At 51.1% G+C, this 13,985-nt stretch carries 15 protein-coding genes; 10 read left to right on the top strand and 5 right to left on the bottom strand.

The genetic code is table 11. The annotated features are described in order from the left end of the window. The first annotated feature begins 7 nt into the window (after nucleotides 1-7). On the top strand, nucleotides 8-1,081 hold the full coding sequence (locus ACO0LL_RS08945; RefSeq protein WP_422950505.1) for an SCO family protein: 1,074 nt from the start codon (nucleotides 8-10) through the stop codon (nucleotides 1,079-1,081). Next, nucleotides 1,078-2,394 (top strand): hypothetical protein, encoded by a 1,317-nt coding sequence (locus ACO0LL_RS08940; RefSeq protein ID WP_422950504.1) that lies wholly within the window; start codon nucleotides 1,078-1,080, stop codon nucleotides 2,392-2,394. The genes ACO0LL_RS08945 and ACO0LL_RS08940 overlap by 4 nt, the downstream gene beginning before the upstream one ends. 150 nt (nucleotides 2,395-2,544) lie before the next feature. Here ACO0LL_RS08940 and ACO0LL_RS08935 read toward each other — a convergent pair whose 3' ends face one another. The 3 genes from ACO0LL_RS08935 to ACO0LL_RS08925 all read right to left on the bottom strand — a co-directional run bounded on the left by ACO0LL_RS08935 (nucleotide 2,545) and on the right by ACO0LL_RS08925 (nucleotide 4,128). Next, nucleotides 2,545-3,009 (bottom strand): MarR family winged helix-turn-helix transcriptional regulator, encoded by a 465-nt coding sequence (locus tag ACO0LL_RS08935; RefSeq protein WP_422950503.1) that lies wholly within the window; start codon nucleotides 3,007-3,009, stop codon nucleotides 2,545-2,547. A 100-nt stretch (nucleotides 3,010-3,109) separates the two neighbouring features. Then, entirely contained in the window at nucleotides 3,110-3,523 is a 414-nt protein-coding gene (locus tag ACO0LL_RS08930; protein WP_422950502.1) for an ester cyclase, read from the bottom strand. 200 nt (nucleotides 3,524-3,723) lie between these two features. Beyond that, nucleotides 3,724-4,128, bottom strand: coding sequence for a DUF4260 domain-containing protein (locus ACO0LL_RS08925; RefSeq protein WP_422950501.1), 405 nt, complete (start codon nucleotides 4,126-4,128; stop codon nucleotides 3,724-3,726). Nucleotides 4,129-4,407: 279 nt separating this feature from the next. Between ACO0LL_RS08925 and ACO0LL_RS08920 the strand changes: the two genes are divergently transcribed. The 4 genes from ACO0LL_RS08920 to ACO0LL_RS08905 all read left to right on the top strand — a co-directional run bounded on the left by ACO0LL_RS08920 (nucleotide 4,408) and on the right by ACO0LL_RS08905 (nucleotide 7,966). After that, nucleotides 4,408-5,622, top strand: a complete 1,215-nt coding sequence (locus tag ACO0LL_RS08920; RefSeq protein WP_422950500.1) for an FAD-dependent monooxygenase — start codon at nucleotides 4,408-4,410, stop codon at nucleotides 5,620-5,622. Then, a complete protein-coding gene (locus ACO0LL_RS08915; RefSeq protein WP_422950499.1) occupies nucleotides 5,619-6,362 on the top strand; it encodes a siderophore-interacting protein in 744 nt (247 codons plus the stop codon). The genes ACO0LL_RS08920 and ACO0LL_RS08915 overlap by 4 nt, the downstream gene beginning before the upstream one ends. Before the next feature lie 351 nt (nucleotides 6,363-6,713). Continuing rightward, nucleotides 6,714-6,854: a hypothetical protein gene (locus ACO0LL_RS08910; RefSeq protein ID WP_422950498.1), complete on the top strand. Its 141-nt coding sequence runs from the start codon at nucleotides 6,714-6,716 to the stop codon at nucleotides 6,852-6,854. A 167-nt stretch (nucleotides 6,855-7,021) separates the two neighbouring features. Continuing rightward, nucleotides 7,022-7,966 (top strand): exopolyphosphatase, encoded by a 945-nt coding sequence (locus ACO0LL_RS08905; protein WP_422950497.1) that lies wholly within the window; start codon nucleotides 7,022-7,024, stop codon nucleotides 7,964-7,966. A 16-nt stretch (nucleotides 7,967-7,982) separates the two neighbouring features. Here ACO0LL_RS08905 and ACO0LL_RS08900 read toward each other — a convergent pair whose 3' ends face one another. Further along, nucleotides 7,983-8,660, bottom strand: a complete 678-nt coding sequence (locus ACO0LL_RS08900) for a GNAT family N-acetyltransferase (RefSeq protein WP_422950496.1) — start codon at nucleotides 8,658-8,660, stop codon at nucleotides 7,983-7,985. Nucleotides 8,661-8,742: 82 nt separating this feature from the next. Beyond that, entirely contained in the window at nucleotides 8,743-9,459 is a 717-nt protein-coding gene (locus tag ACO0LL_RS08895; protein ID WP_422950495.1) for a hypothetical protein, read from the bottom strand. 249 nt (nucleotides 9,460-9,708) lie between these two features. Between ACO0LL_RS08895 and ACO0LL_RS08890 the strand changes: the two genes are divergently transcribed. From ACO0LL_RS08890 to ACO0LL_RS08875, 4 genes are all read left to right on the top strand, one after another. Continuing rightward, the gene (locus ACO0LL_RS08890) at nucleotides 9,709-10,395 is read left to right on the top strand and encodes a response regulator transcription factor (RefSeq protein WP_304941433.1); all 687 of its coding nucleotides are present in this window, start codon (nucleotides 9,709-9,711) and stop codon (nucleotides 10,393-10,395) included. A 3-nt stretch (nucleotides 10,396-10,398) separates the two neighbouring features. Continuing rightward, nucleotides 10,399-11,757, top strand: coding sequence for an ATP-binding protein (locus ACO0LL_RS08885; protein ID WP_422950494.1), 1,359 nt, complete (start codon nucleotides 10,399-10,401; stop codon nucleotides 11,755-11,757). Nucleotides 11,758-11,864: 107 nt separating this feature from the next. Further along, entirely contained in the window at nucleotides 11,865-12,992 is a 1,128-nt protein-coding gene (locus ACO0LL_RS08880; protein WP_422950493.1) for a glycosyltransferase family 4 protein, read from the top strand. A 148-nt stretch (nucleotides 12,993-13,140) separates the two neighbouring features. Then, complete coding sequence (locus ACO0LL_RS08875; protein WP_422950492.1) at nucleotides 13,141-13,980, top strand: MipA/OmpV family protein; 840 nt, start codon at nucleotides 13,141-13,143, stop codon at nucleotides 13,978-13,980. Nucleotides 13,981-13,985 lie beyond the last annotated feature (5 nt).

Genomic DNA, 13,985 nt, shown 5'->3' with positions numbered 1-13,985 from the left:
ATTTAATATGAAGCAAGTCATCAAACAGGTGTTGAAGATGTTGAAGTTGTCGAAGATGTCAAACAAAGCGCTGCTATTCATGATGTGCCTGTTCGTGGCAATGCCATCTGCGCAAGCCGCCATGCGTCCCATACCTGAAGCCCAACTGGTAAATCAGGATGGCAAGAACGTCGCCTTCTATCGTGACCTGGTGCAAGGCAAGACAGCGGTCGTCAATTTTATCTTTACTTCCTGCACCATGATCTGCCCCACCCAGACCGCCACCTTGCGCCAGGTGCAGCGTGACCTGGGCACGCGGGTAGGGCGCGATGTGGTTTTCATCTCCATCAGCATAGACCCGAATACCGACCAGCCGCCACGTCTGAAAGCCTTTGCCAGACAATTTGAGGCCGGCCCTGGCTGGCAGTTTTTGACGGGTAATAAATCCGTCGTCGATAAATTATTACGCTCCCTTAATGCCGGTGTTGGCGACATCAGCAATCACAGTGGCCTGGTGTTGGTCATCAATGAAAAAAAACAGGCCTGGCAACAACTCGCCAGCATGCCCGAGGCCAAACTGATCCAGACTACGATAGAACAGGTAGCCGGGCCTGACCCTGCCATGCAGTCAGCCAATAGCCGCTACTTCCCCAATTTGCCCCTGCAAACGCAAGATGGCAAAACCGTGCACTTTTTTGATGATGTCATGAAAGACAAGGTCGTACTCATCAATTTCATCTTCACGACCTGCCCAGGCATCTGTTCACCCATGACCGCCAATCTGGCAAAGGTACAGCCCTTGCTGGACCCACGCGTGCAAATGGTCAGCATCACCGTCGATCCTGACACGGATACCCCACAGGTATTGAAGGATTTTGCCAGCAAATTCAAAGTGCGCCCCGGTTGGTTATTCTTGACCGGCAGCGCAGAGAATATCAGCGCGGTCGCTAAAAAACTCGGTGGCAGTGGCGAAGACAAAGATGCCCACAGCGGCATTTTATTGGCTGGCAATGTACAGACCGGTGACTGGAAAAAAATCTATGCGACTGCCAGGCCAGAAGATATTGCCCTAGCCGTAGGAAAGCTGTTGCCTGTACGATGATGGCAAGGTCTTGCGCTGCGCTTGGTGTTTTGCTGTGGATGTTCTGTGCTGGCATTGCCAACGCCGCTGACGATCAGGCCTGGCAACGCGGCCAGGTCATGTACCACAAGGGCTGGAACGGTCAGGCCGCTTGCGTGCGCTGTCACGGCAACCTGGGCCAGGGCAAAGAAGAGGGCGGCTTGCAAGCCCCACCTCTGGCAGGCAAGCCAGACCGCCAGCATCTGCAACGCGCCTTGCTTGAAGGAGTGGGTGGCAATGGCCAGCTCTTGCATCCACTCATGCCCCGTTATCACATCGATGCCGCAGGCCTCGATGATATGCTCGCGTACCTGAGTGTCATCGGCAAGGACACGCCCGGCCTTACTGATACCGCACTGCGTGTTGGTATCTCTTTGCCTGATAATGTCTATGGTGCTGCCATACAAGCAGGTTTGACCAAGGCTTTTGATCAGGTCCCTAATGGCGTATATGGGCGCAAACTGGAACTGTTTGTCAATCCAGCACCTGACCAGGTATTTGTCGAGGTCGCCAGCTTGCAAAGCGGCGTGCAGGCCGCGTCCAGTTCCACGATTGAAGTGAACAGGCTGGCAGTCATCGGCTCCTTGCCTGTACCAGGTCTTGCCAGTTTTTCTGACACGCTTGCACAAGACAGCTTCCATCTCTTGCCATCAATGCGTGAACAAGTCAGCGCTTTGCTGGCACAGGCTGCACTGTATGCTCGTGGCGTAGCCAGCAGCAATAGAGCGACACAACAGCTAACCCTGATCTATGATCAGGGCAATGATCCCGCCTTGCATGTATTGCTCAAAGAGTTGCGACAGCAAGCGCGGGTAAATCACCAGTCACTGCGTGAACAAATATGGTCTGCCAAGGTTCGCCAGCCCGGCGAAGCAGTGATTTATATGGGTAGCGCCGCCAACTTGCGTGAAGTACTTGCCGCCACTGGTGAAGGTTTGGTATATGCGAGCGCCATTCACATAGGTCCCGCCAGCCTGCAACTACCACCCGTACAAGCAGCCCGCCTGCGTCTGCTGTTACCATGGCGTACCAGCAGCCCGGTGTTTGATCTGCCCACTGCCTATAGCGATGCGGCCTGCGCAGCAGGTATGGTATTGATAGAGACACTTAAACGCAGTGGTCGCCAGCTTGGTCACGCAGAACTGCTGCAACAACTGAACCAGCTTAGAGATTTTACTGTTCCTGGATTTGGTGCAATAAGTTTTCACTCGGGCCAACACTACGGCAGCAGTGGCGGGCAATTACTCGCTGTGGATGTGGAACATGGCATATTCAAAGTGCTGCGTCGCTGGTAAGCATCAATGTATGTCGATATTTGCAATCGTTGATCCAACAGACTGATGCAAAATCTGTTGATGTCGATTGCAGGGCGCATGGAAAGTTTGAGTATCACCAGTAAAGATTGAACATCAAAACCGTCCCGGCGCAGGCAATGGAAATAGAGCTTAATCGAGTTTCGTGATCTTTTGCAATATGGGCAGTGCTTCGCCCAGAAGCGCCCGTTCACGGGCACTCATGCGTGTAGATAATACCTCGCTTAGCCAGAGTGTGCGGGCCTTGCGGGCAGCGGCATTTTCTGCCTTGCCTTTTCTGGTCAGGGTGATGAGTTGGCTGCGGCCATCTTTGGGATCTGGAGTCTGAGTAATCAGGCTGTTTTCTTCGAGCTTGGCAATGACCAGGCGCATGCTTTGATGTTTTACACCCCGGTTCTCTGCCAGGGTGGCAATGCTGGCAGGCCCATTGCGCTCCAGGAAGGCCAGTGTTTCTCCCTGGGCAGTAGTCGGCGTTCCCGTCTGGCTGCGGACGGCGCGGACGAATTTGCCTATGGTGTCGCGCAAATTTTCTGCCAGGGCTTGCACGCTTTCATGATCGTTCTCATGGTTGCTGTCAGTGACGATTGTTCTTTTCAAAGCTGGTTTCCTCCTGGTGCGATGATGGCGCATATTGCTGGTTTCGCCAAGTTTCACAGGGTGCGAACAAGCGGCATCATTGCTGCTCATGTAGGGTTGATTAGTCTGCGCGTAACTGTGCGAGTACTGCGCTCAGTGTATTGATGCCCCAGTGCTCAAGGTAGCGGCCATCTTGGATATGGACGATGTCGATGACGTCTATGGAAATGGATTTGCCAGTGGCAGCAATACCCAGCAGGGTTCCAGTGTGTTTTCCAGTAATGCTTTTTCTTGTGGTGACTTTTTCACCCTCGCACAATTGGTCATGTATCTGCACCTGCAAGTCGCTCAGTGCTGGCCTGAGTATGTGCTGGAATGTGTTCCACATGCCCTCGGCGTCATTTGCAGTGCCGGGTGGGGCTGAATGATTGATGAAGCGGGTATCCATGAGCGCTTCGAAAGACGCACGGTTTCCTTCTTCTATGATTTCCTTGTTGAAGCGTTTTACGACTTCCTTACTGGCATGATTATCCATGTGATCTGATGGTAAATAGTTGATGTTTATATTTTGTGTGTGGGGCGGTGAGATATTGCTGGCGGCGACCGCCTTACCCGTCAGTAAGCAATTTGGGACAACAAGAAAAGTCGTGAAGTGCCCCATGAATGCACGTCTTTGCATTATTTACTCTTGCATGAAATACGTCTGAAAAAAACCGTTTGCCACTGTCAGCAATCTCATTTCGTCTTTATCTGAGAGTTGTCCGGGTCTCGTCCAATGACTCCCAGATGGGTAAAGCGGAAACCGATTGAATACTTCAAGCCGTAACCCAGGGCCCGGTCAAAACCTATATGCGATATCCATATCAAGCCGGCAGTGATTGCCAGCGGCGCAGAAAAGAAAATCCCGGACGCCAGTATCAACGTGGCGCCAGCGTATGAGTGTGCAGTGTTGTATATCAGTGCGCCTGCTCTGGGGCCAGCCAGGTAAGCAAGTAGCGATAAGTCGGGTGCCAGGAAGAACAGGGCAAACACACCCCAGCCTGCACCGAATTCTGAGTAAGCAATCAGACTGCTCAAAAGTACGCATACGCCTTCCAGGCGAAGGACAGTGCGTACACCGCCGGATACTGTGCCTGTCATAAATTCTCCTGTTACAGGTGATGGGGTTAAAAAATTATATACAGTCTGACTGTATAAATCAAGATCGATTTCGCCAGCTTGTATCAAGACGCCGCGAGCCTTGGATGTGATTAGGCTGCTGGAAAGGGCTGCCTCTTTGCTCAGAAGCTGATTTTTCTTTTGGCAGTCTTTCACAATATTTGGTTTTGTCATCCGTCAATAGCAATATGCCTTGCATATGTAATTACAGGGCTTGACCGGCAGATTTCAATACAGCGGATTTAAGAAAGCGCAATACCCATGGTGAACAATGACAAAGAAATTCATATTCTCATTTCCGGCGCCAGCGTGGCCGGGCTCTGCACTGCTTACTGGCTTGCACGTTATGGCTTCAAGCTGACTGTGGTGGAGCGTGCTCCTTATTTGCGTCCGGGCGGCCAGGCACTTGATGTACGCGGGCCGGCACTGGAAGTTGCCGATCGCATGGGGATACTGGAAGCCCTGCAGGAACACCGTACCAGACTGACCGGGATGTCGTCGGTAGATGCGGCGGGACAGGAAATTTACCGCAACACTGAACGCACGCTCACAGGTGGCAGTTTTGACAGCCCTGATATTGAAATCCTGCGTGATGACCTGTGCAAAATATTGTATGAAGCGGTGGATGAAAAGGTCGAATTTTTGTTTGATGACAGGATCACCTCCATTACCCAGGATGAGAGTGGGGTCGATGTTGCCTTCGCCAATGTTGCGCCACGCCGTTTTGATTTGCTGATCGGTGCAGATGGCTTGCATTCAGGGGTAAGGAAACTCGCATTTGGCCCTGAAGAAGATTTCATGCATCGCCTTGGTGACTGGTATGTCGCGACATTTGGCATGCCCAATTTTCCGGGACTTGAGCATTGGGAAGTATTTTTTAACGATGAGGCTGCTGGTGTCGGTGCCATGCTAATGGGTTTGCGCAAGGATGCTGATGTAAGAGCATATGTGGGCTTCAGTTCTGCCGAGCCGCTTGATTATGATTACCGTGACATCGCGACACAAAAGCAAATAGTGGCTGAGCGTGTTGCTCGTGCCGGATGGGTACTGCCCCAGATTGTGGACCATATGATGCGCGCAGAAGATTTTCACTTTGATTCCACCAGCCAGATTTGCATGGACAGCTGGTCAAACGGGCGTGTCGTATTGGTTGGCGATGCAGCTTATAGCATTGCCCTGGCTTCGGGGCAAGGCACGACGGTGGCGATGGTGGGTGCCTATGTGCTCGCTGGTGAGCTTGCCGCGCATAAAGATGCACTGATTGCGGGTCTGGCAGCCTATGAACAGCAATTGCGCGATTATGTGTTGCGCAATCAGGAGGTGGCGCGTGAAACCAATATTGAGATGGATTCGATATCTGGCGAATCTGTGGAGCCAGGCGAAACAGACGAAGCTGGAATTTCCAGCGCTCCACCAGACTTTGGGCAATTGGTGCAGCCCTTCAATCTCAATGACTATGCAGGGTTTGTAAAATGAGTGACACGACTATATCTACAACAAAAAAATCTGCAGGCATGTTTGAGTCGATGATGCTCAAGATGTTCACGCACAGGGCAAAGATCGTTGAGATAGAAGAACTTGGTCCGGCCTTTCGCATCATTACTCTTGCTGGCGATGCCTTGCTCGATCTTGCCTGGACGCCCGGTGACAAGATACAGATACAGTTTGGTGGATGGGTGCAGCGCACCTATACGCCCATGGACTGGGATGCCAAGTCTGGCCGCACCCGCATCCTGGTCTATCTGCATTCTGACAGCCCAGGTGTGCAATGGGCGCGTGCCGCACGCCCGGGTGATGAATGCGTTTTCTTTGGACCACGCAAGTCGGTCAGGTTGGCGCATCCACAAGCAGGTGTCCTGTTTTTTGGGGATGAAACATCATTGGGATTGGCGGTGGCATTATCCAGCCAAGTCTCTGCTCCGGCCATGCAAATGCTGTTCGAAGTGTCTGTACCCGCTGATGCGATGGCCGTTATTGATCGGCTAAACATGGGTGGAGCCCAACTGGTCGCCCGTCTTGGCAGCGATGCGCATTTCACCACACTGGAAGAGCACATGGCAGCCTTGCTGCAAGAACACCCAGGTGCTGACATTGTGCTGACAGGCAAAGCTGCTACTATCCAGTGCATGCAGCGCTTGTTAAAGCACCACGGTGTAGCTGCTTCACGGCGGCAGTCCAAGGCTTATTGGGCTACTGGCAAGACCGGGCTGGATTGAATCAGCCTGTTGCTGCACATGTCAGAAAGCAGAAGGGGCCAGTGTCGGGCCGCAGAGGGGAATAGTGTCTCTTTTTTATGTATTTCTTCCAAAGTCACAGATATTTGTTAGTATTCATGGCGACTATCATTGTTTTGAGTACAAGATATCTGTAAGGCGTGTCGCCTGACATTACCAGGTTTACTCTTGAAATAGCGTATGCAGCAATCGGTGTCAGCGTGAGTTTTGTCAGCTGGCCAGCCTTGCGGGCAGCGCTTTGCTGAGCGCTGATGAGGTGATCAGGTGATCAGAGACGCTATCCTGGCTAACCAGTTTCATGAATCTGATTTTCGTTCGCATGAGGTGTATAGCATGCAGGTCTATCATTATCTGCACAAAAACAATGCCGAACTTATTCCTGCCCTGACTGCACAGTTACACCGTCTCAAAGCCAATCAGGCTACCGTACTGGATGGCATGCGTGCTGGCAGGTGGAAGGACTTTCCTCGGTAGTGAAGCCAGTATTCATTTCATGGACAAGTGCGGTGAAAGTGATTACATTAAACAATGGCGAGGGTAGGGTAGTCGTGTTCAAATCTTCGGGATAGCGGCTTGTTGTGCTTGCCGTTTTTGATGTATCAGGAATAAACCACTTATAAACCATTTATGGGGGAGTATTCATGTCTGCAGATAGCAAAAAATTTCGTTTGATTACGCGCAGCGACTTTGATGGCCTGGTTTGCGCTGTCTTGCTCAAGCATCTTGATCTGATTGATGACATCTTGTTTGTGCATCCCAAAGACATGCAGGACGGCAAGATAGCTGTCAGTGATGCTGACATCAGCACCAATCTGCCCTATGTCGAAGGCATACATATGGCTTTCGACCATCATTTGTCAGAAACCCTGCGTAATGCAGATGGTGGCGGCAGAAAAAATCATGTGATTGCACCTGAGGCACCTTCCGCAGCCAGGGTTGTGTATGACTATTATGGCGGCCTCAAGGTGTTCCCGGCATCCTGGGACAGCATGATGGCAGCTGTCGATAAGGGAGATTCGGCACAATTCAATCGCCAGGAAGTCTTGCATCCGCAAGACTGGGATTTGCTCAATTTCCTCATGGATGCCCGTACTGGCCTCGGGCGTTTTCGTGACTTCAGGATATCGAACTACAATCTGATGATGAAGCTGATAGACCTGTGCAAAACCCAGGGTATCGCTGACATCATGCAAGACCCGGATGTGAAGGAAAGGGTGGATCTGTATTTCGAGCATGAAGAGAAATGCAAGGAGCAGATACTGCGTTGCGCAACCGTGCATAAAAACCTGGTGGTACTGGATTTGCGCAATGAAGAAACCATCTTCGCGGGTAACCGCTTCCTGATCTATGCCTTGTTCCCTGAGACCAATATTTCCATCCATGTGCTCTGGGGTTTGAAAAACCAGAATACCGTGTTTGCCACCGGCAAGTCCATCCTGAACCGTAGTTCCAAAACCAATATAGGCCCGTTGATGCTGGAATTTGGTGGCGGTGGTCATGAAAATGCGGGTACCTGCCAGGTCGCCAATGAACAGGCTGAACAGGTGTTGGCGACCCTGACCAGCCGTATCAATCAGGATGGTTGAGAGTAGTACTTTTGCTTCAGAACGCTATCTGTATTCCCGCGGGCAGGAATTTGGCATACCTGCTCAGGGAATTGCTGATATCGCTGGCCGCAATGCGGTAATAAAAATCCTCAGTGCTTTCGCCTGTCTTGATTGCACCAAAGCGTTCATGGAATTTCCAGACTGACTCATTGCCTTTTCTGACATCAAAATGCGCGCTCTGGAAACCCAGTGCCAGTCCATAGTGATATACCATCAGGGCAGATTCTATCGAGCTGCTGCTGGCAGCGCCCGCTTGTATGATCCAGGAACCCCAGCAAAATGAATCTGCCTGCTGATCATACAGGCGCACAGTACCTATATTCTCACCCTGCATGTTTTGTATGATGAAGTAGATCTGCCTGTCATCGAGCGCATATTTTTCCAGCCATTGCTCTTGCGGTTTGATATCGGCTGAGGTGCTGGAGATAAAACGTGACTTTTGTTCATCCGTACGCAAGGCGACGATGTAGCTGGCGTCTGCCACTGTGGCATTACGCATGATCAGTTTATGGCCGGTGATTTTTTGCGGTTTTAAAAAAGCGGGCCCGCCTGCCAGTCCGAGGTCGGCAAGGCGCTGGGCAATACCTGCCTGTTGGGCGCATGCCTGTATCTGGGTAGATATACCGGACAATGAGGAAGTCGAGGGAGTAGATGCTGGTGAAGCTGGTGACATGGCTGATTCATCTGAGGTTTTCACGAGAGATGATTTTACTGTGCCGTTTGCCCTGCGTACAGGCAAACGGCAAGTTTGCCGTTTATTTTGAGACTGGCGTAGCATTCACGACGATGCTCTTGTAATAGATATGGCTGGTCGATTCAAAGCCGGAATCGAGGCCGAACAAGATCCACAGGCTGCCATCGGCTTCTGTCTTGACGTTCAAGGGTGTCATGTTGCTTAATTTTTTTTCCATATACGGCGCTTTGCCACAATCGGTGCTGGCATTGCCTATGGTACCCAGCACCTGGGCAAATTTGCCTGAACCCGACTGGCCGCCACGGTCTATGTTCATGACGAACTCATCGCCCTTTTGTACTGTCAAAGGCTCTGTCGGTGATGCGCCGCCAAAAAACCAGACGCTGTCACCTGGCGAGCCGCCTACGCCAAAGCAGCCTGTGGCTACATTGCTGACGATGGTGGCCTGAAAGCTCAGGGCGTATTCTGTATTCGGGGCAAAGCCGGAATATTTTTTCTTGATGTAGATGAACAGGTCATCACTGCGGTTGGTACCAAAGGTATACAAGCCCTTGCCGCTGAAAGGCAGGGGCAGGGTGCGGTATTCAGTGACGACGTCGGTTGGTTTTGTTTCACTGCTGAAGTCAGAGGTGCCAAAGGCCCAGCCGGGTGGCTCGCTGCTGAAATCGGTATTGATCTGGACTGGCACTGGCTTGGGAATATAATTGGTAGTGCCGCCACAGGCAGCCAGCAGGGTAGTGATGACAGTCGCTGCGAAAAAATGCGTGAATGTTTTCATAATCAAGATTAAAAGAGAGTTGCCTGTTGGGGATGGTATGGTGACAGAGAATAACGGGCGGCAGAGATAAAGTCGTTCTTGAAAATGTCAGATAATTGTCTTTAATTTGTAAATCTTGACTGGCTTGAAATTGTCTGAAAATTGTAAGTGGCGTCGCAAGCATGGGCAATTTGCGTAGAATCGCGCGCTGCCCGCACTACAATGCGGCAAATGCAGCAAATGAGGGCAATGCAAAAAGGAGAGAAGAATATGTTTCGTGTAATGCTGGTGGAAGATGACGCCAAGCTGGCAGCGCTGGTTGCCGAGTACCTCAGAGAATACGAATTTACGATAGACATCGTCAGCCGTGGCGATGCTGCGCTCAGCCATTTTCAACAAACATCGCCGGATATTGTGGTGCTTGACCTGATGTTGCCTGGCCTCGATGGCATGGTGGTTTGTCGTCAATTGCGTGCCATCAGTGCCGTGCCTATCCTGATTTTGACAGCGCGTGAAGATGCCTTTGATGAAGTCTCGGGTTTGGAGCAGGGGGCTGACGACTATGTCAACAAACCTGTGCAGCCAAGAATATTGCTGGCCCGCCTGCGCGCCTTGCTGAGGCGTGTCAAGGATGAGCCTGAAGATGAAAACGCTGACCTGGTTTTTGGTGCCTTTCGTGTCTGCCGCAGTGACCGCACGGTATTCTGGCGCGACGAAACTGTCACGCTTAATAGCGCAGAATATAAATTATTGCTGGTGCTGGCCGAGGCTGCAGGCAAGGTTTTGTCACGCAACGATATTCTGATACAGATGCGCGGCATAGAGTTTGATGGCCTGGATCGCAGTATCGATAATAAAATTTCCCGTCTGCGGCGCAAGTTCGATGACCCGCATGCCGACAAGATCAAGACAGTCTGGGGAGAGGGCTATCTGTTCAGCCCGTCTGCCTGGGACTAGCAGATGAATCGCCTGTTCCTGCGTTTTTTTGCTTTGGTGATGCTGTCCATCAGCGTCGCTACGATTGCCATCTATGTGTCCATCACCATTTTCTTTGGTGATCCGCTGGAAGAAGTCGCACAGCAGCAGGCATCAGGACAGATTTTATTATTAACGGAGTACGTCGATCAGGCAGGTCAGAATGAATGGCTGACACGCCTCAACAAGATCAGGGAAATCACCCGCGCGCGTATGGATTTGATACCCATGCAGCCAGTACTGGCCAAGCTGAACCAGACCAGGCGGGCGCAACTGATGCGCGGTGAGGTGGTCATCGATGTTGCCAGTAAATCCTTTTACCGCCGTGTTGATCTGAAAGGCGAACGCTACGTCGGCAGTGATGAAGAAGTCATCCATGCGCAGAATTTACCGATTGATGTTGCGCCCGTTCTCAAGACCGAGGCGCTGCGCTACATCATCGTGGCACTCTGCCTGCTGATCCCGATTGCGGTCTGGTCCAGCTCGCACTGGCGTGGCTTGCAGGCGCTGGAAAAAGTGGCCGATGAATTTGGTGCCGGTCATTTGAAAGTCAGGGCGTACACCAAAGAGCGCGACAGCATACATCCGCTGGCACAGCGCATGAACCAGATGGCAGCCCGTATAGAGAGCCTGCTGGATGCGCAAAAAAATCTCTTGCATTCAGTCTCGCATGAATTGCGCACACCCATCGCCAGGCTGGAATTTGCACTGGAGCTCTTGAGAAACGCCGCCAAAAACCCCCAGCTTGAGCCACGTATGCAAGCCATGGAAGCCGATATCAGTGAACTCAATGCGCTGGTCAGTGAGTTGCTGGACCTGGGCAAACTGGATCAGGATGCCAGCCTGAACGGGAGTGAATTCGACATTGCCGATAGTCTTTCCAGTTGCGTCGCCAGCTTGCAGCATGTGCTGGATGTTCATGCGGTCAAGACAGATTTCTCTGTCGATCTGGGGGCTTATTGCGGAGATCAGCGTTTGCTGAAACGGGCAATTAGCAATCTCTTGCGTAATGCTGCCAAATACGCCACTGCACGTATCTGGCTGCGTGCCAGCAGGAATGCAGATGGCAGCCTTGAAATCATGCTTGAAGATGATGGTCCCGGCATACCTGCGGAGGAAAGGGAGCGTATTTTTGAAGCCTTTTTCAGGCTGGACCGCAGCCGTGACCGTAACACTGGTGGTTTTGGCCTGGGGCTGGCCATTGCCAAAAAAGCCATTGCTGCCCATGGTGGGCAAATAGTGGTGCAAGAAGGTCAATATGGTGGAGCCAGATTTGTTATTTCCTTACCTGTTTTACAGCATCTTGCACCAGTAAATTCATCAAATTCCGTGCTTACAAATTGATGACATTTGCCAGACAAGTTGGGGAAGACTTGCACCTTGCCGCTCTCTATCATTGCTCAATGTCGCAGTGTTGTTTGCGTTCTGTTTTGCCCTGACCAAGGCCCGCCATGAAAGTATTGCATTTTTACCGCACTTATCACCCCGATACGTTTGGGGGAATAGAGCAAGTAATACGGCAACTGGCGGTGGGAACAGCCCGCCTCGGTGTGGATGCTGAGGTGCTGACGCTGACACGCAAACAAGGCGATCTGGAACTGGAGCTGGAAGGGCATAAAGTACACAGGGTAATACAGAGTTTTGAAATTGCATCCACTGGGTTTTCCTGGCGGGCACTTTCGCGATTCAGGGAACTGGCGAATAGTGCGGACATTATTCACTATCACTTCCCCTGGCCTTTTATGGATTTGATGCATCTGTTTTGCGGAATCAGAAAGCCAACTATCGTGACCTATCATTCAGATATTGTGAGACAAAAATTCCTGGAAAAAGTGTATCAGCCTTTGCGCCACTGGTTTTTGAATGATGTGGACAGGATCGTTGCCACTTCGCCCAATTACCTGTCCAGTAGCCCGGTGCTGAACCGCTACCGCGACAAGACTGAGGTGATTACTTATGGACTGGACAAGGATATCTATCCGCAACCATCGCCAGAATTGATAGCCAAATGGCAGCAGCGTTTTGCTGGCCGCTTCTTCCTGTTCGTAGGCATGCTGCGCTATTACAAGGGCTTGCATATTTTGCTGGAGGCAGTTGCCGATACCGATATGCCTGTGCTGATTGTTGGTAACGGGCCTGAACAAGCTGCGTTGAAGCAGCAAGCCAGAGATTTAAAATTAGACAATGTGTATTTCCTGGGCGCCTTGCCAGAAGAAGATAAAGTCGCTTTGCTCAGTCTCTGCTATGGCGTGGTGTTTCCTTCCCACTTGCGTTCAGAAGCCTTTGGCATTTCGCTGCTGGAAGGGGCAATGTATGCCAAGCCCATGATATCAAGCGAGATAGGAACAGGCACCAGCTATGTCAATATTGCAGGTGAGACTGGTGTGGTAGTGCCGCCTGAAGATGCGCTGGCCTTAAGGGTCGCCATGACCGATTTATGGAACAAGCCGGCCCTGGCAGCACAGATGGGGCAATTGGCGCAAAAGCGCTACCAGACCATATTCACTTCTGAGATGATGGCAAGAAACTATGTACGTCTGTATGTGGATGTCATATCAGGAAACACGAGAGAACCTTGAGCATGGGCGTTGATGTTGCGAAATTGGAAAGAGGTGTCTATGATGCGGATTTCTTCCGCCCTTATGCCCGTAATGCCGCTTCGCTATTTTGATGATATTGAAGATATTGGCGATAAACCGGGTATACACACGACTACAATTGATCAGCATGAAATCTATACTATTTGCCTCCCTTTTTTGCATCGCCAATCTTGCTTGTGCCCAGACCCCGGCAGCTAGCATGTTGCCAGACGGTAGTTCGGATATGTATGTCGGCCTGGGGGTAGTTTCAGAGCCGAGTTGTGAGGTAGGTGGTGAACAGACCACACGCATCATGCCGAATGTACAAATGCAATGGAGTAATGGCGTGTTCTTGCGTAACACCAATCTCGGCATGCATTTGAGCCGCTCCAGTGGCTATGAGTATGGCCCTTTGCTGTCATATCAAAGAGGTTGCAGTGCCTCAGCTGCGCGCAAGCTGGCTGGGTTTGGTGATGTGGATGGCAGTTTTCAGGTTGGCGGTTTTTTTAACTTCCGTCCTATGACCAACTTGCGTCTGGGGTCCAAATTATTATTCGGCACCGGCGCAGGCAAGAAGACTACTTACCTGAATGTAGAAGCACGCACTTATTACAAAATAGCATCCCATCATGGGCTGGCTTTCTCTTCTGGCCTGGCCTGGAGCAGGCGCTATTTTGATGGCGCCAACTCAAGGTTTGACCCTAATTTTGCAGATGGCTACCCTGTCTATGTTAACAGTGACGGAAACAATTTTGTCGGTACGGGCGGCCAGATATTGATTGCAAAATCAGGCAAGGACATCGTGCACACCAATGCCAATGTCAGGAATTTTTATCTGGGTGCGAATTGGAACTGGGAGCTGAGTTCATCCTGGATAATCACTTCGCATGTGACCGGAGTACATCAGTTTGATATCGACAGTGACAGTTTGTGGCTAGGCAAGAAGAATTACGTCACCGTGTATTCTGGCCTTGCATATCGATTTTAATTCGA

Source organism: Undibacterium sp. TC4M20W, from assembly GCF_049340245.1.
Lineage (GTDB): Bacteria > Pseudomonadota > Gammaproteobacteria > Burkholderiales > Burkholderiaceae_D > Undibacterium.
The sequence above is the reverse complement of the archived record's forward strand: the minus strand, read 5'-3'. Positions and strand labels throughout refer to the sequence as shown.